Source organism: Pleomorphochaeta caudata (assembly GCF_055395745.1).
Window position 1 is genome coordinate 3,144,887 of the sequence record NZ_AP042458.1, and the last position, 20,292, is coordinate 3,165,178.

Below are 20,292 nucleotides of genomic sequence, written 5' to 3' on the forward strand. Positions count from 1 at the left end.
CTATACATTTGTTAATATATTTTACTTATTTTGAAATCTATACGGATTCAGGTTATAGATAATAAATATGAAAGTTATCAGCTTATTAGAAATATTTTAACTGCTTATAAATATAATTATTCTTTTACCCTTCTAATTGATGAAAGTCGAACTGATTTAATCAGATTTTTTATCACAATAATTAAAGCTATTAAAATCAATGAATTACAAAATAAAATATACTTCATTACTTGGCAAGAAATTGCTGATGTTTGTGGTAGAGATTTAAAAGAATATTTAGAAAACAAATATTTTTAATTTACTAAATAATCAAACTGCATTTTCACCATTCTTAAAAACAACCTTAATATCATCTTTAGAATAAACCTCCATTCTATCAACAAGAGAGAAAAAAAGGTTAGGTGAAAATTCAGCTAAGAGTTCATTTTGAGATTTTAACGCTTTTAAGAATTGCTTGATTTTACTTTTTCTAATTGTCTTATCTTGAATTGTGGATTGAAGGCTTTTTAATTCATTAAGAGCTGAAGAATATGTGGAATATAAGTTATTATACTTCTCATCATATTCTACTTGGTTTTGAATTGTTGTAGCATTTGAAACCACTAGCTGATTTAATTCTTTTGATAATTTATCAACTTCTTTAGTTAGAGTTTCTTCTTTTGCTTTTAACTTATCTGTTTGTAAAACTTGATTAAGAATAAGATTGCAATTTTCTATAATTGATTCTTTATCTTTGATTAAATCATTAATTGCATTAAGTGATATTTCTTTTAACTCTTCTTCATAAAAATGAGGGGTAGAGCATCTAACTTTGTTTTTGTATTTGTTACTACATTGAAAGATAATTCTTTTATACTTAGATGTTGAGTGCCAGGTTTTAGTAGTATATACACTATCACAATCACCACAAATAACTTTATTAGCAAATACACTTTTATTAATATTCTTATTTTTTAAATTACCTCTTTTTTCAAACTCTTCTTGGACTAATTCAAATTGTTCTTTTGTTATAATAAAAGGGTGACTGTTTTCAACATAATACTTTGGAACTTCTCCATTATTAACCTTTCTCTTTTTTGATAAAAAGTCTGTTGAATATGTTTTTTGAAGAATAGCGTTACCTGTATATTTTTCATTTTGTAACATGCTTTTAATTGTAGAACCATACCATTTAATAGTTCCTCTTACATTTTTTACTTCTTTATCTTCTAACTCTTTTGCAATTGTATTAGGGGCTATGCCTTGTAAGTATCTAGAATAGATATATCTAACTATAGTTGCTTCTCTTTCATTAATTACAATATTACCATTATCATCCTTTTCGTAACCAAGAAAGCTACCATAAGACATTTTTACTTTTCCCTCTTCAAATCTCTTTCTTATACCCCAGGTACAGTTCTCTGAAATGGATCTAGATTCTTCTTGAGCTAAGGAGGACATTATAGTAATTAGTAGTTCGCCTTTACTATCAAGAGTCCAAATATTTTCTTTTTCAAAATAAACTTCAACACCTTTTTCTTTTAACAATCTAACTGTTGTTAAACTGTCTACAGTATTTCTAGCAAACCTACTAACACTCTTAGTTATTATTAAATCAATTTTACCATTAAGTGCATCTTGAACCATTGATTTAAAACCTTCTCTATTTTTAGTACTTGTTCCTGATATTCCTTCATCAGTATAAATACCAGCAAAATCCCATTCAGGTTTATTTTTAATATAAGAAGAATAGTATTTAACTTGTGTTTCATAACTTGAAGCTTGCTCTTCACTATCTGTTGATACTCTAGCATAAGCTGCTACTTTCTTTTTAGAATATTTATCTATTGGAGTTGATGAATATTCTTCTAATGTTGCAGGTATTATTTTAACCACTCTAGGCATGTAACTTTCTCCTTGTCTTATGATTCTTTTGCGTTTGCCATGTTTTCTTTACAATTTTTCCATCTTTAAAATGGAAGAATAGTTCATATTCTCCAACTGTTATTTTTTCAATTAGAGTATTAAATAATTCTTCATCTAATACTTCTCCATTTATTACTTCAGCTGCTAATTGGTGAAGGACTTTATCAGGAACATTGCAAGAAGGGCATACATGAGCAGTTTCTGCTATCTTTGTTCCACAAACCCATTTTTTATAATAGCTGATTTTGCCAGTACAGCTTTTATTTGGAATTGTTCTCTTTCTATAAGTCTTTCCACAAATTGAGCAATGAAGTTTTGAAGTAAAACAGCTAAAGGTTAAAGATTGATTTGCTCTATAACCTAAGGTTTTTCTTCTCTCTATTTCTTCTTGAACTTTATTAAATAATTCTTTTTCAATAATTACTGGATGAGTATCTTCTACATAATATTTAGGAAGTTCACCTCTATTAATTTTCTTCTTATGAGTTAGATGATTTTCAATAAAAGTCTTTTGTAAAATAGAATCTCCTGAATAATTAATTTGTCTAAGTATTAACCATACACTTTCATAACAGAACTTATCACTATTCATTGGTTCAAACCCATTAGAGTTTAATAGTTTAACTATCTTATTAGGGCTCATACCATCAAGATACCTATTAAATATTAATTTAACTGCTTCAGCTTCTTCTTCAACAATTTTATATTCATTACCATCCCATCTATAACCATAAAGATTTTTATGATTAAATATGCCTTCTTCAAATCTTTTTCTAATTGCCCATTTAGTATTTTCACTAATACTTCTAGATTCTTCTTGAGCAAAAGATGCTAGAAGAGATAAAAACAATTCACCGTCTTGTGAAATTGTATTTATATTCTCTCTCTCAAAATATACATTTATTCCTTTTTCTTTTAAGGATCTTACTGTAGCTAATAAATCAACTGTATTTCGATTTAATCTTGATATTGATTTTGTAATAACCATATCAACATTTCCTAGTTCACATTGCCTCAATAATTCTTGAAACCCTGGTCTATTAACTTTTGTTCCAGTAATTCCTTCATCTGAATAAATACCTGCAAATTCCCAATCAGCTCTACTTTTTATTGTCTTGGTATAATAGTTTATTTGAGCAGCAAGGGAGTGTAAATTATCAAGATAATCAACTGAAACTCTAGCGTAAGCTGCAACTTTTCTCTTGTTTATATAGGAGGTTTTTGTTGCTTCAATTTTAATTATTTTATCCATATCTACCTCATTGTTGATACACTATTAATGCTCTATTTTTTAAACTAAATCAAGTCAGTGTAAAGAATTAACTTTGTATTAATGGTTTATATTTTTTCATTAATAGCAATACTATATTTCACTATATATCACAAAAAAACGTACTCCTTAGACGAAAAAAATGACCCCTAAGGGCCTTACTTGATATAAATTGATAGTTAATCATTTCCATTAATAATGAACGAAATATAGTATTTGTAATTGTCTGTATTAGATATATAAGCAGATATTTCATTAAGCTTTAATTCCTGTGCTATATACTTGACATTTCTTAAATCAAACATATTTGTTAAGCTTGTATTTCTAACTTTTATAATTTGCTCTTTAATAAGCTTATCAATTTATTCAATTCTCTCTATTTTATCAACTCCAAATACAACACCGAGAGTAGATCCATTAGTCCATTTTACATGGATAGTTCCTGCATCATCTACATAAAAAACCTTACCTAAGGTTCCCCTCTTTGGAGCAAAAGAATCATCCATTGATATTAGTTTAACAACACATCCAATAGGGTATTATTTTCTTAAATTTTCTAACAGATTTTTAGTAATATTATTCATATAATTACTTCTCTTTAGATGGTGTATATATCGCTCTAAAGAAGAGAATTATCAAGCTTATAGTAATTTTATAATTTTAATAAAATGAGGGGTTAATACCCCCTTTGAATACTGCATTATCTGCGTTAATGGCCCTGTTTGTTATAACTCCTTATCCTACAGAGATTTATACACCCCTAGGTTATGACATATCAATGTATTTTTTTACTTTTAAATGTATGAAGTCTTGAATGACAAGACTTGCAAAGAGCCATTAAGTTATCCCAATCACTGCTACCACCCTCAGCTAAAGGGATAATATGATGAACTTCTTGTGTTGGAGTATTGATCCCACGCTTTTTACACATCTCACAAACTGGATGTTCTCTCACATAAGCATCTCGTATCCTCTTCCAATGAGGACCATATCTTTTTTTTGTTTCAGGGTTGCGTTTATATTTTTCATAATGCTGTCTTGTTAGCTTCTCATGCTCCTCGCAGTACCTTCCATAAGTCAATTTTGGACATCCTGGATATGCACAAGGCTTTTTAGGTTTTTTAGGCATTTCATTTTCCCATAAAAAAAGAACCCAAATTTCTTTGAGTCCTCTCGATATATTTTTCTAATTTTAGAGTAACTAAAAAATACTACTGTAATCAACTGTTATTTACTGTAATTTTTTATTTTTACCCCTCACCCTCAATTACTGAAAATTTGTTTATACCACTCACCCCTTTATTTCTTTTTTGGCCAAGTGGGCACGGACACTTATTATTCCTACTCTTTATATATAATAGGGGTATATATACACATATAGTACTATTACCACTATTATATATATATATACTTATTTATATTAATTATTGTCCTATTGTACCATTAAGTGTTTAAGTAGCTGTTTGATAAGGAATTATTTCAATGACAAGGTGAAGGGATAAGAAAAAATGAATTGTCCTATTTTTCTTGTCGTCCACCAAATCAAAAAAACAAAAATTTATGACTATCCAACTCTTTTACTTTTTGGACAGCTTTTTTTCATTAAAATAATTTATGAAAGGCTAAAAAACATCTATATAAAAATTGGGAATTGTCTTGAGTTTTGTTTAATTTATATCTTTCCAAATAGGAAATTAAATAAAAAACTTTTCAAGAATTGAACGTATAAAACATTGATTTACTAACACGTTTTAACCAATTATTCATTATTCAGTTTTTGTTCATTCTACAAAATTTTGGAAAAAATAAACTGTGTACCTGAAATATTTATTAAAATCAATTAAATTAGGCTGAAAGATTCAAATAGAGCGACTTATTTTATTAAGGGTGTATATTTAATTTGGATAACTATCAAAATATTTATTACAAAGCCATAATAAAAAATGAATTTCCAAATATCATTGACTCAAAAGATCTTTCTATAGTATTCTTGCACAATGAAAAAAATACATCTTATTGCTGGATATAATTCATTTGGCGCACTATGTTATGTTTATGAAAATAATAGAGAAAACCATCAAATATTTGGATTACGGGATTATTTATGTATTGGCCCTTTATATGACATTAATAATGTTCAATCAATTTACAATAGAAAAAAATATTTCAAATCATTTTGTTCTTTAATCAATGATAAAGAAAGTGAACAATATATTGATGAAGAGATAAATTATGATAAAATCAAAGAATTAAAGACTACAGAAAATCCCATTTATTATTACTGCACAAATAGTTCAAATGAACAAATATATTTAAGATTTTTATGCTATTTTTTAGAAAATACAAATATTTATATTATTAATCCTAATAAAATAGATAAATATAAAAATATAAAAGCAACTGCAGAAATTGAACTTGAAGATTATCCTTTACTATTAAATTATGCTAAAAAATTGACGCGTGAAGAAAAAAATAAGCTAAAAGATGAATATTTAGAATTACAAAATACAACCAATTGTTTTAGATTATTTAAAAATAATAAAATCTTAGTAAAAGAAGAATCCTTTTTAGATGATTTAATATTAGAGCAACTTACAAGTAATTTTACAAAATTTCAAATAATACTTTGTAACGTGTTTCGAAATATTTCTTTTGATATAAGTGACTCATTCCTTTCCTATAGAATTATGAATTTAATAAAATCAAAAAAAATTATTGCTAATAATGTTCATCTATCAATTAATGATATTATGATAAAAAAAGGTTAAAGTTCAAATAATGTTTTAATTATTTGATCAAATAACTAAAGAGAAATAAATATTTCCCATATATCGATATTGTACTCCTTTTTAAGAAAGATACATTAAAATGATTTTACCTATATTTGAAATAATTTATAAAACAGATTAGTTATTATTTAATTTATGTTTCTCATTCCATTATTAATCAAGTTTATTAAATAATAGAAAAACCAACAGAGAATATAAAATATATACAACAAGTAACACACTTAAAACAAATATTTTTTATTCAAAACTACAGTCTCTATCTTTTAAAGAAACCTACATAAAATTCATAATAGGACTTCTTCCTTTTTAAATTTACATACATCTCTTTCATCGTAAAATATGTATTGGCACTATACTAATGCAAAATAAATAATCCTAAATGATTTCAACAAAATTTATAAAAGTTTTTATTAAATGCTTAAAAAATAAAATATATAGCAAGGAGATGAAAATTCACGACTAATCTATAAAGTACTTTAGAATCATTAAATATTTCTAAAATTTTATACTCAACAAAAAAATTATATAAAGCTGAGTATAAAATTTATTTAGATCAAAAGATTAATACCATCATTTAATTTTTAGAGCTCGCAAAGCATTAATTATAGCAATAATCGAAACACCTACATCGGCAAAAATTGCAAGCCACATATTAACAATACCTAAAGCACTTAAAAATAGAACTATAAATTTAACAAGTAATGCAAATGTTATATTTTGTTTTACAATTTTAATAGTTTTCCTTGATATTTTAATTGCAGTAGCAATTTTTGATGGTTCATCATTCATTATAACAATATCTGCAGCTTCAATTGCAGCATCTGAACCTATTGCTCCCATAGCAATCCCAATATCTGCCAAAGCAAGTACTGGTGCATCGTTAATTCCATCTCCAACAAATGCTAATTTTTTCCCTTTTGGAATATTTTTTAAAAAATCTTCTTCTATCTCTACTTTATCTGTAGGTAGTAGTTGGGTAAAGGCTTCATCAATATTTAAATCCTTTGCAACTTTTTTACCAATAGAATCTGAATCTCCTGTAAGCATAATTGTTTTCTTTATGCCCTCTTTTTTTAAATTAATGATTGCATCTTTTGCATCTGATTTTATCTCATCTGATATTATAAGATAACCTTGATATTCTTTATCAATTGCAATATATACAATAGTTCCAATTTTATTTAATTCAACAAAGTTTGGAATTATTTTTTTCATCAACTTTGAATTACCGATATAAATTTCTTTATTATCGATATTTGAAATTATTCCATGACCAGGAATCTCTTCAACCGTTTTTATTCTTGTATTATCTATATCTTTTGAATAAGCTTTTAGAATCGATTGAGCAATAGGATGAGAAGAATTACTTTCGCTATAAGCTGCATACTCTAATAATTGTTCTTTATCAATATTTTTAGAATTAATTTCTTGAACATTAAATACACCTTTTGTTAATGTGCCAGTCTTATCAAAAATTACAACTTCAGTTTTTGATAGAGCTTCAAGATAATTACTTCCTTTTACAAGGATTTTTTCTCTTGAAGCGCCTCCGATTCCACCAAAGAAGGAAAGAGGGATAGAAATAACTAATGCACATGGACAAGATACAACTAAGAAAGTTAATGCTCTATATAACCATAGATTAAAAGATCCAAGATTTAATATAAATGGTGGGATTGTTGCTAGAAGAATAGCAGCAAGAACTACAAAAGGAGTATAAATTGCTGCGAATTTAGTAATAAAATTTTCACTTTTTGATTTTCTGCTACTTGCATTTTCTACTATATCTAAAATTTTGCTAACTGTTGATTCTTCAAAAGGTTTTAATACTTTAATTGTAATTAATCCATTTTGATTTATACTTCCACTTAATATTTCATCATTAACTCTTATATTTTTAGGCACAGATTCACCTGTTAAAGCTGAGGTATCAATAAGAGAAGTTCCCTCAACTACTATTCCATCTAAAGGCACTTTTTCTCCTGCTTTAATAACAATTAAATCACCAACTTTTACATCAAATGGATTTACCTTTGTAATTTCATTTCCAATTTTTAAATTAGCATAATCAGGTCTAATATCCATTAAGTTAGAAATAGTAGTCCTAGATTTATTTATAGCATAATTTTGAAATAATTCTCCTAATTGATAAAATAACATTACAGCTACAGCTTCAGGATATTCTTTTAGAAAGAAAGCTCCAAAGGTAGCAAAAGTCATTAAAAAATTCTCATCGAAGATTCTACCTCGAAAAATATTTCTTATAGCTTTTATTACAATATCATAGCCTACAATTAAATAACTAATAATAAATAGATAATTACTAAAAGTAATTCCATATATTTTTAATAAAAATGCAATTATAAATAATAAAAGTCCAATAATAAATCTAATAATATTTTTTTTCATATTTTAAACTCTTTGCACTATTACATCAGGTTCAATTTTTTTGATTATTGAAATAATTTCATTATTCGTTTCTTCAAAAAAATCATCTGTTATTTCTAGATTTAATTTTGTAGTCATAAAATTTAAACTAGCACTTTCAACATGCGATAATTTATTAATTTTTTTTTCAATTTTTGCAGCACAATTTGCGCAATCCAATCCAATTAATTTGTATAAAAGTTTCATTTTTTTTCCTATTTATTGGTGTACATGCATTATTCCAGCGTCTACCATGTCTTTAACATGTTTATCAGCTAGAGAGTAATACACACTTTTACCCTTTTTTTTATATTTTACTAAATTAGCTTCCCTTAAGGAGCTAAGCTGATGTGATACTGCTGACTTACTCATACATAAAATATTCGCAATATCACAAACACACATTTCATGTATACTCAATGCCCAAAGTATTCTAATTCTTGTTCTATCTCCAATTAACTTAAAATAAATTGTAGCATTATCAAAAATAATATCATTAAGCATTTTCATTTTTACTATTTCTATTACATCTTCATGTATAGAATTACAATCACAATTAAATTTATTTACACTCATCTTTTTAACCAACAGTTGAATATCTATTCAATTTAATAATAATTGAATAGATATTCAATTGTCAAGAGTTTTTTTTAACTTTCTTATTTTAATTATTCCCCAAATGATAAAAAGGGTAAAAGAAAGATAAACAAACCAGTTTCCGTATTTTGTGTAAAAAGTTAATCCAAAATCTTTTTCTTCAAAGATAGGAACATCATAAATCATATATGACTCAGTAAAAGGAGGAAGCGGTTTTAAAACTTCTCCAGTAGGTAATATTAAACAGGTAATTCCACTGTTAGTTGAGCGAACTGTACTTCTTCCATTTTCAATTGATCTAAAAATTCCAAGATTTAAATGTTGCACTTCTGCACTCACAGCTCCAGACCAACTGTCATTTGTTAAATTTAATAATAAAGATGAACCTTGTTTTACAAATTCTCTACTTATATCTTCAAAAACATCTTCAAAGCAGATAGATGTAGAAAAATATAAATCATTGAATATAAATATTTTTGATTTATCCCCTGGAAGCCACCATTTGAAATCATTTGCTTTTAAAAAATTATAAATTTTTGGAAATTGTTTTTCATAGGGAAAGTATTCAGTAAATGGAACTAAATGTTGTTTTCTATAAGTATCAACAATTTTATCATTGTTAAATAGAATTATAGAATTATAATCATCTCTATTCCAAGATCCATCATCATTAAATGGTTCATCATAATTTTCTTTCAAAACACCTTCTGGATTTCCTGTTATAAGAGGAACATCTAAAGATTTGCCAAATTCGACAAAATCATCAACCAATTTACTAATTGCTAAATTGTTTGGATATTTAGTATGCCAACTTACTGATGGAACAAACGCTGTTTCACTCCAAAGAATCATATCAGGATTATATTCCATTGCTTCCATTGTCATTTTTTTAAGCGTTTCAAAATTTTTTTTGTATTGCTGATATCCACCTTTCCAAGTATCATTATTATGTTGTAATGCTGCAATTTTTTTATAATACGATGGAGTAATATTTTTGTAATAATTTATTCTATAATAACCAAATATATTTATAGATATAAGAATAATAAAGTATAAGATTATAAATTTTTTCTTAATATCAAGAAATTTAAAGAAACTATTTTTTTTACTATATCTTACAATATAATCTGCAATAAAGATTTGAGGAATTATAAAGAAAAAAGATAAAAACCATTGTCCTGTGATGGATGTAATTTGAACAATAGGTAAATAGGATGCAAAAGCTGACGATAAATTTCCATATGGATATCCTAAAAATCCTTGTTGAATAATATAGGTATAAAGAGTGTAAGATATTGCTTGAATTAAAACAGTATGTTTTTTTTCAACTGTATATATCAATTTAAAAATTGGCACAAAAAACATCAATTGAATCGCTCTAATTGATGGGCCTATAAATATTGCCAAATTGTGAAAAGTTGAAAGCCAATAATTAAATATTGCTAAAAATATAAACCCAAATAAAAATCCAACTAGAAATGAAAATTTTAAGCTTGTTTTATATATTGCAATCAATAGTGGTATTAAAGCAATAAAAGCTAAAAATGGATATCCTTTATCACTTATAAAAGAGGGAAAGGCCATTGAATAAAAGAATGCAGAAATAATTGTCAAAGTAATATCTATCAAAATAGACTTAACTTTTTGCATATACAACCTCCTAATAAAAATATTTTATTTGTAAATAGAATTTTTGCCTTCAGATATAATGATTATGACTAAAGATGCTTAATGTAAATAGTTTATATGTGTATTTATATGAATAAAAATTCATATAAATACACTTTATGCATGAATTAAACCCGTTAAAAATATGATGTGTAAAAATTCTTAACTCAATCGAGTAGAAAATGACCCACAAAACCTACTACTTCAGTTAATAATATATTTTGATAAAAATGTAATTATCCAACTCTTTTATTTTTTGGACAGCTTTTTTTATTATAAATAATTTAATTTATTTCTTTCCAACTCAGATATTTTAGGAATCTTATTTCAAAAATTATCGCACAAACAGTGAGGCTTTTTATTTGCCCATTCCAATCTATTGCCAATTGTATAAAACTTTCATATTTTATAATATAATAGATAGGCAACTAAACTTTTGAGGTAATATTATGAAACATCTAAAAGCTACAATATTAATTGTGCTATCTTTATTATTTGTATCTTGCCCTATAACTAATGCAATACCAAATAATATACAACCTACAGAATCAATCAAATTAGCAAGCTAGAATATTAGGATTTTATCTAATGATAGCCGTGATGATTTAGAGCTACAAAAAATTGCGAATATAATAGATAGATAGATATGATATAGTTGCAGTGCAAGAAGTAAGAGATGTTGAAGTAATAAATAGATTACTCAACATATTACCTGATGAATGGAATGCTATAATTTCAAACAAAACAGGTAGAGGTGTAAAAGAACAATACACTTACTTTTTTGATTCAACTATCATTCAACCTCTAGGAATATCTTATCTATTTAATGATCCAGATGATTTACTAATTAGAGAGCCCTTTATTGCTCATTTCAAAGCATCAGATTTTGATTTTACATTAGCAACTATTCACTCTATTTATGGGGATAGTATAACTGACAGAAGAGCAGAAATAATGAAGATGGATGATATAATTGCTTTAGTAGATGCAGCAAATGGTGGTGAGTCTGATATTATATTACTAGGGGACTTTAACATGCCAGCAGATGATTATAGCTGGGATATGGGAACCTACCACAATCTAATACAACCTACATTAAAAACAACAATAACTGATACTAGTAGCTACGATAATTTTTGGATTAACTCTGGTACTTGGAGCAGAGAGTATAATTCTTTTTATGAAATGTACAAATTTGATGAATTGTTATTTTCTAATGATGATGAGCAAGCAAGCCTAGAAGTGTCAGACCATAGGCCTATATCAGCTAAATTTATCACAAACCTAGGCGATGATGATTTATCTGGTAACTGGATTAAAACCACAGGATTTACTGCAACAGGAGGTTCATCAGGCTATCCTACAACAGGTGATATTAGAATATATAGTGTTGTAAAAAACCCAACTGAAAATGAGTCAGTAACACTCAAGAATTATGATTCAGTTGATATTGATATAAGTGATTGGACTTTAGGTAATAAAAACAACCCAACATCACATAATTTTAGCAATGGTACAATTATCAAAGCCGGAGAAACTTTATTTCTAAATCATTCAACTCTAGGCTTTGGAATTAACGACACTGGAGAGATATTATATTTAAAAGATGGCTCCGGAGCTGATGTTGATATTTGGCCATAAGAAAAACATAGAATCAAAAAAGATTTCTACCGTTTAATTTTCCTTAATAAATATGTTAAATAAAAAAATTATAGCCCTAAAATAGATAGCTATAATTTTTTTTATTTATTGTGGTTAATATTCTACTTTTTGCAATCTTCTTTCAGCCAAATCTTTATAAAATAAATCTTTATCTCCGGCTTCTTTTATAATAATATTCAACCACTTTCTAGTATTATCCCATTGCTTATCTTTCCAATAAGATTGAGCTATCTGAAACCTAAAAGCTTGTAAAGTAGATGAATTTGGAAATTCTTTTTCAAAAGAATAAAATGTTGATAAAACCAAAGGAATATATTTCTCAAAATTTTTCTCAAGGCCATAAGATGAACCATATCTTCCAGATTCTGTCCAACCCAACAATGTTTTTAATTTTGAAATATAAGCCTCTTCAGCAGCAACAGTTTTTGGGAATTTAGTTATTACAAGATCATACCAAGTAATAGAGGCATCTACGTTATCAATCCAACTAGAATCAATATGAAAAGTATCTGATTTACCATCTGACCAAAAATCTCCATTTTTTAAATATATTGCAGCTTCAGCATTATCTACTACACCTTTAGTAGTTTTTCCTACAACTTCTTTTAAAATTTCCAATTTATCTTTTACAATTTTTGAATAATTAGAATTTGGATAGTTTTTAAGTAGGGCACTCCAAGTTTCAATTGCTATTTCAATTTTATTTTCTTCAAAAGCAATATTTCCTAATTTATAATAAGCCTCAGGTTTTAAACTTTCATTAGACTCAAATATAATTTCTATATATTCTTCTTTAGCTTTTTCATTTAAGCCATATTTATAATACATATCACCTTTTTCATTACTTGAAGCAAAACAAGCAATATCCCATAATAGTAATACTAATAATAGTAGTAGTATACTTTTTTTCTTCATAAACTATTATACTCCTTTAATATTTTTTTTAAGTATACTAATTTCAATATTAGTTGTCTACTAGAATATTTATTATATTTTAACCAACCTAATAGCTTTTCTATGTAAATAATACACATGATCTTGAGATACATTAAGTCTTATTGCTATTTCTTGCCAACTCAAATATTCAAGATATCGCATCTCTAATATTGTCTCACAGGAAATATTATTAATAGCTTTAATAGCACTCTCAATTTCTTTTTTTAAACCTATAAGCTTTATTATCTCTTTATTTATATAATCTTCTAATTCCATTATCTTTAATAAAGTTTTTTCCATTCTTGATTTCTCAGTAGCACTGCAATTAGGCATATCTGAAATGGATGGAGTTACATATATTGCATGAGCCCTTAAATACTGTAATTGATTTTCTTTTGATTTAATTTGTCTCTCTAAATAAAAAGCTCTAGATAAAAATTCTTTATTTGTCATTTAGTATGTTCTCCTTTTTTAATATTCTACTTACATCGTTAATTTCACATAAAAATTTAAACCAATCACTCTCAAAAAAGGCCTCTATCTCCTTCTTTGTTTTAATTGCATCTTCATAAGCTGGATTGCTATCCAGCTGCCTTAAAGCCCTTTTATAATCCTCTACAGCTCTAACTGTAATTGCTGCCACAAGGAGTCTATATGCTCTCATTTAGAACTCCTTTTATATCAGCTTTTACAGCATCAATTAGTGCTGATTGAACTTTCTCTTTACTTGACAGCGCAGTTAATATCTTCTCATCTATTGTTTCCTTGGTAACAATATGTTGAATAACTACAATATTTGATTTTTGACCTTGCCTATACAGCCTTGCATTAGTTTGTTGATATAGTTCTAAACTCCAGGGAATAGAAAACCAAACTAGGTTATAGCCACCAAATTGAAGGTTCAATCCATGACCTGCTGAAGCTGGGTGAATGAGTCCAATTTGCAACTCACCTTTATTCCATTTTTCAATATCTTCTGCTTTATAAATAGTTGAATAGTTTAATTTAAGCTTAGATAATCTATATATTATTCTCTCTAGATCATGTTGAAACCAATATGCTACTAAAATCGGATTCCCATTAGCTGCTTCTATAATATCTTCAAGTGCATCAAGTTTTCTATCATGAATACTAATTATATTCTTTTCATCATCATAAATAGCACCACTTGCCATTTGTGATAATTTACCACTAAGGCTTGCAGCATTAGCAGCAGTTATTTCAACATCTTTTAACTCAAGCAATAACTTCTTTTTCATATCTTTATAGATTTTTGTTTCTTGAGAATTCAAATGTACTTGAAAGGTTGTATTAATTAAATCAGGCATTGTTAGATAATCTTCAGCTTTCATTGATATTGTAATATCATCAATTGCTTTATAGATTCTTTCTTCTGCCCCTTCTCTGAGTGAATAACTATATATTATTTGACCATTCCTCTTATCAGGTACAAAATACTCATTTCTAAAAGCAGTTATAAACTTGCCTAGTCTCTTTCCCATATCTAATAATTTAAATTGAGCCCACAGGTCCATTAAACCATTACTAGCAGGAGTTCCAGTAAGACCAACAATCCTATCAACTTTTGGTCTTACTTTCATTAGAGACTTAAATCTTTTAGCTTGATGGTTTTTAAAAGATGATAATTCATCAATTACAACCATGTCATAATCAAACTTTATTTCATTAATTAACCATTTGACATTTTCTCGATTTATTATATACAAATCAGCTTTTTTATTTAAAGCATTAAGCCTTTCATCCAAAGTTCCAACAACAATAGAATAGGATATTTCATTTATATGATCCCATTTTATTATTTCAGCTGGCCAGGTATCTCTAGCTACTCGTAATGGAGCAATTATTAATACTTTATGAACTAAAAAATAATCAAAAAGTAAATTATCTATGGCTGTAAGAGTAATCACAGTTTTGCCTAAACCCATTTCAAGTAGAACAGCTGCAATGTTATTTTGCTCTATAAAATCTATAGCATAAGCTTGATATTTATGAGGTATATATTTCATTTAATATTTCCTTAATTTGTTTTTTTGAATCAAGAACATAAACCTTAAACCCTAATTTTCTTAATAATTTATGTCTTGAGATTTGAATTGGTCTTGGTTTTTCACCTTCTCTTTTAACTTCAACGAAGGCTAATTTACCCCCTGGAAGAAGCACCAATCTATCAGGCACACCAACAAAGCCAGGACTAGTAAACTTAAGAGCTTGACCTCTCATTCTTTTAGTTTCATTAACTAATTGTTTTTCAATATCTTTTTCTAACATTTTGCAGGTTGAAGTCTTTTATAGAATCTTTGACGACCATAGATAGGAAAATTAGTTCTACCACTTTTTTCCCAGCCCTCAATCTTTTTCATAATACTTGCGATTGCATAGGAATCAGACATTCTCAAATCTGAAGGTTTTTTACCTAAACATTCACTCCATATTTCAAGATTGCATACTTTATCACGAAGAACGCCTCCCCCATTGTTAAAACCAGCTAAATAATCTCTTCTTTGTCCAATATCAAACTCATCCCATTTATCAGGAATTGGTGTATCAAGATAAGCTCTTATCAAACCTTCTCTTTCATCAGTTTCCATTGCATCACCTTGATAAGACTGAGCAAGAGTAGCAACTTCACCTTCAAGAAATAAATTCTCTCCAATAAAATAAAAGATAAGAGCTTCTGCCCAAATTTGTGCAATAATATCATTGTTTAAATGCCAGGGTTTCTTTATGCAATCTCCTGTTACTGTTATAGGCCAAAATCTTCTATTTCCTGTTATATCTCTTAAAAAGCCATCTTGTGCATTAGTAGTTCCAACAATAATACATTGTCTAAGATGGCTTTCTACATTAACGCCATAGCTTGGTCGATACTTATCATCATTACGGGAAATAAAAGATTTAACACTTTCAATATCAACTTTTCTCATACCAGCTAATTCACCGAGTTCTAAAATCCAATATCCTTGTAATTTCTCAGGTCCAGATTTATCTTTCATATCAGTTAGCGTTAAACTATCTGAAAACCACTTACCACCTAGTTTTGCAAATAACGTTGATTTACCAATCCCCTGTGGTCCATTTAAAATTGGAACACTATCAAATTTAATTCCTGGTTCAAAAACTCTTGCAACTGCAGCTATTAAGGTTTTCTTTGCTACGGCTCTTGTATAAAGTGAATCATCCGCTCCAAGATAATCGATAAATAAAGTTTCTATTCTCTCAATGCCATCCCACTTGGGTAAGTTAACAAAATAATTTTTAACTGGATGAAAAGCCCTTTCATCTGCTACTGCGATTAATGCATCTTTTAGTTTAATTGGTGAATAAATATTATAGACTTTTGATAGATATACTTTGAGATGAGAAAAGTGAGTGTCACTCCAACCAGTTTTTTTCTGCTCCCAGGGTACATTCCCTACGACCTCAATTGAATTACTCAAAATATTAAATTTAATATTTATTAGTTTTTTATCATTTCTCAATATTAAAACAAAATTATCTAAGGTTTCTAAAATTTTACCACTTTTATTTATTTCAAGATTTTTATACCAATCATCGCTATCATCAAATTCAAGGCCCGCATCTTCTATTTTTTCTTTTGTAATTATTTTTTTAACTTTTTCATCATTAATTGCAAAGCTATTCATTTCAACAAAAGAAGGACTTTTTGTATTTAAATTATCAATATCATTGTCTAAATGTCCAAATTTATGAATTCTAATTAAATCAAATGCATTTAATAGTTTATTACAAGCTGAATCACTTGCATGATGAGAGAAGGAAAACTTATTATCATAAATAATAACACCAGCACTGGAATCAGCTGGAATATAATCATATCTACCTTCTACAATTGAAGGTTCATAAACCTCCGGAATAAACTTAGCTATTGCTTCTTCAATTCCATAGGCTCTACAAAAAGCTCCCACTATTCCTTTCTTCTCTAACGGATCTTCTTGCTTTTTACTTGATGGTTTATAAACAGAGCTTTCTCTACTAGAAGTTGGAAGAAGAGTACAATCTCTCCAATTAGGATAAGAAGCTAAAAACAAATCAGGATTTAACCATTCCTTATTAACTTCTTTAAATATGAATTCCCCATTAGATGGAGTTGTTGGCCAATACATTAATTGATGAGGTCTATAGGAACATTCATCAAACATATCTATTCCTAACTTCCGTGTATAGTATCTAGAAATGGCTATATACTCGTCAGGAGTCACATCTCGGGTTAATGGTATAATTATTCTACATCTAGGTGATATAGGGTGATGTGAGTGGGTTGTATAAAGTGCAGCTCTATACTCACAAAGATTTTCAAAGTTAGATATTAACTCAACTGATGCATTATCTACATCAAGAGCTAGCATAGATCTACTAACTATGTTTTCTCTTTTCCTTCTATTATCTTTTAATAATCCACCAACAAATCCACCTTTATTTTTTATTATATCTTTTTCTCTTTTAGGTAGATTTGGATACTCTTCTTGAGTTTCAGTTGTTCTAATAGTTGTTTTTAATTTTTTACAAAGTTCTTCAAAACTAATAGTCTCATTAGACCATTTCTTTGCAAAACAACTATTACCGTAGGCTATGGGTAAATTACGCATAACACACTCCTTGGTTAATAATTTAAGGACAAAATTACTTTAGCCCTCTATTTATTACCGAGAAAGCGTACCCCTCTTAAAAGTTTTGATTTATTAACTATACACAATTAGCATAACTAACTATAAAACTATTTCCAATTGGGGGTACTAAAATCTCTTTCAACAAGACCTCAGTAAATAATAGTAGAAAGAGTTGTTCCTCCTTCTATCTATCATCAAAAAAGCGTACCCCTCCCTAGATGGATATTTAACAATATTAGTTTAATTTTTGTTTTAAGAAATCGATATATTCTTGTTTATGAGGTTTTATAGTTAAATCATCTAAGTAAAATTTACCTGAGCAAATTAACCATATTATTTTATCAACTTTGTATGGAGTCATTGTATTATCTATTTCTTTACAATCATTAGATATTCTCACAATTTCTTCAAATATTTGAATGTCATCTTTTTCAGAAAATTGTAATGAAGTAAGAACTTCTACAATATGAACATCTGGTTTTGAGTAATCTGTAAATCCTAGCTCTTTTAAAAAATCACAAGCTAGTGCAAAACCAATTCCACTTATTTTCTTTGAAATTAGAAGAGGTAAAGCTATTTTAGTTTGAAGATTATATTTAAACATACTTATAAATTTTAAGAAATCATCTAAATCAGAAAAGTCATTAATAAACTTTGATGAATCAATTATTGATTTAGTCCATTTGTGCCAACAATTATTTTTCTTTTCTGAGTTTTTTATTTCAAAATTTTCTTTAAAAGTTTCATAAATGTCATCAAAAGTAGATTCTGAAATTTTTCTAAAATTAAAATCAAATAATAGTTTTTTAAAGAAATCTCTCTTCTGTTCAAATTTAATAACATTAGGCATTCTTTGATAATTTTGAGCTGAATTGATTAATTGTTCAAAAATATCTTCAAGACAACTAAAATCTTTTTTATCACCCACAAAGTATTTTTCTAAATCTTCTCTTTCAATATCTTTAGGCAATATATCATAAAGATATTTTAAAGAGTACTTATAAAAAAGTTTATGATTTTCATTTTTATTCATATTATTATTTACAACCTTCTTTTATTCATAATTCCAAAAAAAATTATTAACACATTTACAATAAGTGAATAAGAATTAATGCAATAAAATAAGCTAATTTTATCATTCTAGATTTATCAAATTAAATCCGTTTTCTGTTATTTGACAAATTTACAGTTATTAAAATCATCATAATGTTTATTAAAAAGAACATAACAATATTCTTTACCATCACCCTTTACACTTGGGTATCTAATTCCATCGATATTTCTTCTATCGTGTTTTTTTATAAAATATAAACACTGTGAAATAAAATTAGGAATCAAATATGCATGGGTTCCAATAGTAAAGTCAGAACAAGGGAATAAACAATAAGCAAAAGTGGCACCCATATCTTTATCTAAATTTATTAAATTAAAACTATCATTATTTTTTATTTGAATTGTATTAATATTTTTTACCTTTCCCATTGTATAACCAATCTCAGCTTTAGCAATTTTACTTGAACTAGTTAGGTATAAATGGTTTACACCTTTATTACTAAATCTATTTTCATTAGTTTTATCAAAAGGAGGATTAAACATTTCTTGAGGGAGTAATTTAAAACAAGATTTTTCTACAGTTCTACACCTATAAAATGTTGTATCGGATTCAATTGTAATACAATATTTTTCATAGTTAGTTTCTAATTCACTAAATATCATTTCACCTACTTTATGTTTAACACCTAACATTGGGAAGTTAACTAAAAATTCAAAAAAATTAGAACAATCCTCATTAGTAATTTTAGGTAAAAAACTTCTTAAAGTTTTATAATCTTTTTGTTCTTCTAATTTTCTCTCATTACCAGAAGTATCAAGTATCCTTACTACTGATTCATTACTATAATCAGTATCATAAGTTACTTTATTTACTAAAGATTCATCATAATATAATTCTTTTATTTTTGAATCCGGAATTCGTAGAAATTCTGGAATTTTTAAACTAGGTAAATCATTTAATTTTGCTACAGTTTCAGAAATATTTGCAGTATATAAGCTAATATCTTTGCAGATATCATAATTTAACTTATCAGTAATTAATGGAATAGTAGATTTATTATATATTTCTTTTGAAATAAAATTTAAGTCATCAAATCTGTTCTTTTCCATAACTGAAAAAACAGTAGTACTTAATTCCATTAATTGATCTCTAAGAGATTTAGGAATTAAATTAGCTTTCTCTAATTGATTATGCGTTTTTTGAACTTCTAATAAAATCTTGTTATAATTCGGATTTTTATATAAATCATTCATCTGATCGATAATTTTTGATATATTATTATCCGGTTTATCATAATCTTTTATTTTTGTTTTTTCATTATTGATTCTCATTTTA

The 20,292-nt window shown here is 27.3% G+C and carries 20 protein-coding genes; 3 read left to right on the forward strand and 17 right to left on the reverse strand.

Annotation, left to right across the window (positions count from 1 at the left end; all coding sequences use genetic code 11):
• Positions 1–30: 30 nt before the first annotated feature.
• Entirely contained in the window at positions 31–297 is a 267-nt protein-coding gene (locus ACZ5RS_RS14365; RefSeq protein WP_464636594.1) for a PGN_0703 family putative restriction endonuclease, read from the forward strand.
• Between the two features lie 12 nt (positions 298–309).
• Here the strand turns inward: ACZ5RS_RS14365 and ACZ5RS_RS14370 are convergent, their stop codons facing one another.
• From ACZ5RS_RS14370 to ACZ5RS_RS14390, 5 genes are all read right to left on the reverse strand, one after another.
• Positions 310–1,884 (reverse strand): recombinase family protein, encoded by a 1,575-nt coding sequence (locus ACZ5RS_RS14370; RefSeq protein ID WP_464636595.1) that lies wholly within the window; start codon positions 1,882–1,884, stop codon positions 310–312.
• Complete coding sequence (locus ACZ5RS_RS14375) at positions 1,877–3,157, reverse strand: recombinase family protein (protein ID WP_464636597.1); 1,281 nt, start codon at positions 3,155–3,157, stop codon at positions 1,877–1,879. Before ACZ5RS_RS14375 ends, ACZ5RS_RS14370 begins: the two co-directional genes overlap by 8 nt.
• 197 nt (positions 3,158–3,354) lie before the next feature.
• A complete protein-coding gene (locus ACZ5RS_RS14380) occupies positions 3,355–3,537 on the reverse strand; it encodes a DUF5049 domain-containing protein (protein ID WP_464638963.1) in 183 nt (60 codons plus the stop codon).
• Complete coding sequence (locus tag ACZ5RS_RS14385; RefSeq protein WP_464638965.1) at positions 3,538–3,708, reverse strand: DUF4314 domain-containing protein; 171 nt, start codon at positions 3,706–3,708, stop codon at positions 3,538–3,540.
• Positions 3,709–3,950: 242 nt separating this feature from the next.
• Positions 3,951–4,130 (reverse strand): HNH endonuclease, encoded by a 180-nt coding sequence (locus tag ACZ5RS_RS14390; protein ID WP_464636602.1) that lies wholly within the window; start codon positions 4,128–4,130, stop codon positions 3,951–3,953.
• A 1,042-nt stretch (positions 4,131–5,172) separates the two neighbouring features.
• Here ACZ5RS_RS14390 and ACZ5RS_RS14395 point away from each other — a divergent pair.
• Complete coding sequence (locus tag ACZ5RS_RS14395) at positions 5,173–5,943, forward strand: DUF3658 domain-containing protein (RefSeq protein ID WP_464624107.1); 771 nt, start codon at positions 5,173–5,175, stop codon at positions 5,941–5,943.
• 591 nt (positions 5,944–6,534) lie between these two features.
• Here the strand turns inward: ACZ5RS_RS14395 and ACZ5RS_RS14400 are convergent.
• Genes ACZ5RS_RS14400 through lnt form a run of 4 tightly spaced genes read right to left on the reverse strand, consistent with a single transcriptional unit; the run spans position 6,535 to position 10,638 of the window.
• Positions 6,535–8,373 carry a heavy metal translocating P-type ATPase gene (locus ACZ5RS_RS14400; RefSeq protein WP_464624108.1) on the reverse strand — a complete coding sequence of 613 codons (1,839 nt, stop codon included), beginning with the start codon at positions 8,371–8,373 and terminating at the stop codon, positions 6,535–6,537.
• A 3-nt stretch (positions 8,374–8,376) separates the two neighbouring features.
• Positions 8,377–8,598, reverse strand: coding sequence for a cation transporter (locus tag ACZ5RS_RS14405; protein ID WP_464624109.1), 222 nt, complete (start codon positions 8,596–8,598; stop codon positions 8,377–8,379).
• A 12-nt stretch (positions 8,599–8,610) separates the two neighbouring features.
• Positions 8,611–8,967 (reverse strand): ArsR/SmtB family transcription factor, encoded by a 357-nt coding sequence (locus tag ACZ5RS_RS14410; protein WP_464624110.1) that lies wholly within the window; start codon positions 8,965–8,967, stop codon positions 8,611–8,613.
• 54 nt (positions 8,968–9,021) lie between these two features.
• Complete coding sequence (gene lnt / locus ACZ5RS_RS14415) at positions 9,022–10,638, reverse strand: apolipoprotein N-acyltransferase (protein WP_464624111.1); 1,617 nt, start codon at positions 10,636–10,638, stop codon at positions 9,022–9,024.
• 678 nt (positions 10,639–11,316) lie between these two features.
• On the opposite strand from lnt, the gene ACZ5RS_RS14420 reads away from it, so the two are divergent.
• Positions 11,317–12,297 carry a lamin tail domain-containing protein gene (locus ACZ5RS_RS14420; RefSeq protein WP_464624112.1) on the forward strand — a complete coding sequence of 327 codons (981 nt, stop codon included), beginning with the start codon at positions 11,317–11,319 and terminating at the stop codon, positions 12,295–12,297.
• 114 nt (positions 12,298–12,411) lie between these two features.
• On the opposite strand, the gene ACZ5RS_RS14425 is transcribed toward ACZ5RS_RS14420, so the two are convergent.
• The 8 genes from ACZ5RS_RS14425 to ACZ5RS_RS14460 all read right to left on the reverse strand — a co-directional run bounded on the left by ACZ5RS_RS14425 (position 12,412) and on the right by ACZ5RS_RS14460 (position 20,288).
• Positions 12,412–13,233: a tetratricopeptide repeat protein gene (locus ACZ5RS_RS14425; RefSeq protein ID WP_464624113.1), complete on the reverse strand. Its 822-nt coding sequence runs from the start codon at positions 13,231–13,233 to the stop codon at positions 12,412–12,414.
• 72 nt (positions 13,234–13,305) lie between these two features.
• On the reverse strand, positions 13,306–13,707 hold the full coding sequence (locus tag ACZ5RS_RS14430) for a DUF1492 domain-containing protein (RefSeq protein WP_464624114.1): 402 nt from the start codon (positions 13,705–13,707) through the stop codon (positions 13,306–13,308).
• Positions 13,697–13,918, reverse strand: a complete 222-nt coding sequence (locus ACZ5RS_RS14435) for a hypothetical protein (protein ID WP_464636606.1) — start codon at positions 13,916–13,918, stop codon at positions 13,697–13,699. The genes ACZ5RS_RS14430 and ACZ5RS_RS14435 overlap by 11 nt, the downstream gene beginning before the upstream one ends.
• Positions 13,905–15,281, reverse strand: coding sequence for an SNF2-related protein (locus tag ACZ5RS_RS14440; protein ID WP_464636608.1), 1,377 nt, complete (start codon positions 15,279–15,281; stop codon positions 13,905–13,907). Before ACZ5RS_RS14440 ends, ACZ5RS_RS14435 begins: the two co-directional genes overlap by 14 nt.
• Complete coding sequence (locus ACZ5RS_RS14445; RefSeq protein WP_464636610.1) at positions 15,262–15,543, reverse strand: PDDEXK family nuclease; 282 nt, start codon at positions 15,541–15,543, stop codon at positions 15,262–15,264. The genes ACZ5RS_RS14440 and ACZ5RS_RS14445 overlap by 20 nt, the downstream gene beginning before the upstream one ends.
• On the reverse strand, positions 15,537–17,882 hold the full coding sequence (locus tag ACZ5RS_RS14450; RefSeq protein ID WP_464636611.1) for a virulence-associated E family protein: 2,346 nt from the start codon (positions 17,880–17,882) through the stop codon (positions 15,537–15,539). Before ACZ5RS_RS14450 ends, ACZ5RS_RS14445 begins: the two co-directional genes overlap by 7 nt.
• 256 nt (positions 17,883–18,138) lie before the next feature.
• Complete coding sequence (locus tag ACZ5RS_RS14455; protein ID WP_464636613.1) at positions 18,139–18,936, reverse strand: hypothetical protein; 798 nt, start codon at positions 18,934–18,936, stop codon at positions 18,139–18,141.
• 137 nt (positions 18,937–19,073) lie between these two features.
• The gene (locus ACZ5RS_RS14460; RefSeq protein ID WP_464636614.1) at positions 19,074–20,288 is read right to left on the reverse strand and encodes an RES domain-containing protein; all 1,215 of its coding nucleotides are present in this window, start codon (positions 20,286–20,288) and stop codon (positions 19,074–19,076) included.
• Between the last annotated feature and the right edge of the window lie 4 nt (positions 20,289–20,292).

Excerpts from the sequence above, each read along its gene's own strand:
- ACZ5RS_RS14450 (WP_464636611.1), bottom strand. The coding sequence starts at position 17,882 with ATGCGTAATTTACCCATAGCCTACGGTAATAGTTGTTTTGCAAAGAAA.
- ACZ5RS_RS14375 (WP_464636597.1), bottom strand. The coding sequence starts at position 3,157 with ATGGATAAAATAATTAAAATTGAAGCAACAAAAACCTCCTATATAAAC.
- ACZ5RS_RS14430 (WP_464624114.1), bottom strand. The coding sequence starts at position 13,707 with ATGACAAATAAAGAATTTTTATCTAGAGCTTTTTATTTAGAGAGACAA.
- lnt (WP_464624111.1), bottom strand. The coding sequence starts at position 10,638 with ATGCAAAAAGTTAAGTCTATTTTGATAGATATTACTTTGACAATTATT.
- ACZ5RS_RS14435 (WP_464636606.1), bottom strand. The coding sequence starts at position 13,918 with ATGAGAGCATATAGACTCCTTGTGGCAGCAATTACAGTTAGAGCTGTA.
- ACZ5RS_RS14395 (WP_464624107.1), top strand. The coding sequence starts at position 5,173 with ATGAAAAAAATACATCTTATTGCTGGATATAATTCATTTGGCGCACTA.
- ACZ5RS_RS14410 (WP_464624110.1), bottom strand. The coding sequence starts at position 8,967 with ATGAGTGTAAATAAATTTAATTGTGATTGTAATTCTATACATGAAGAT.
- ACZ5RS_RS14370 (WP_464636595.1), bottom strand. The coding sequence starts at position 1,884 with ATGCCTAGAGTGGTTAAAATAATACCTGCAACATTAGAAGAATATTCA.
- ACZ5RS_RS14405 (WP_464624109.1), bottom strand. The coding sequence starts at position 8,598 with ATGAAACTTTTATACAAATTAATTGGATTGGATTGCGCAAATTGTGCT.
- ACZ5RS_RS14455 (WP_464636613.1), bottom strand. The coding sequence starts at position 18,936 with ATGAATAAAAATGAAAATCATAAACTTTTTTATAAGTACTCTTTAAAA.
- ACZ5RS_RS14440 (WP_464636608.1), bottom strand. The coding sequence starts at position 15,281 with ATGAAATATATACCTCATAAATATCAAGCTTATGCTATAGATTTTATA.
- ACZ5RS_RS14445 (WP_464636610.1), bottom strand. The coding sequence starts at position 15,543 with ATGTTAGAAAAAGATATTGAAAAACAATTAGTTAATGAAACTAAAAGA.
- ACZ5RS_RS14400 (WP_464624108.1), bottom strand. The coding sequence starts at position 8,373 with ATGAAAAAAAATATTATTAGATTTATTATTGGACTTTTATTATTTATA.
- ACZ5RS_RS14460 (WP_464636614.1), bottom strand. The coding sequence starts at position 20,288 with ATGAGAATCAATAATGAAAAAACAAAAATAAAAGATTATGATAAACCG.
- ACZ5RS_RS14425 (WP_464624113.1), bottom strand. The coding sequence starts at position 13,233 with ATGAAGAAAAAAAGTATACTACTACTATTATTAGTATTACTATTATGG.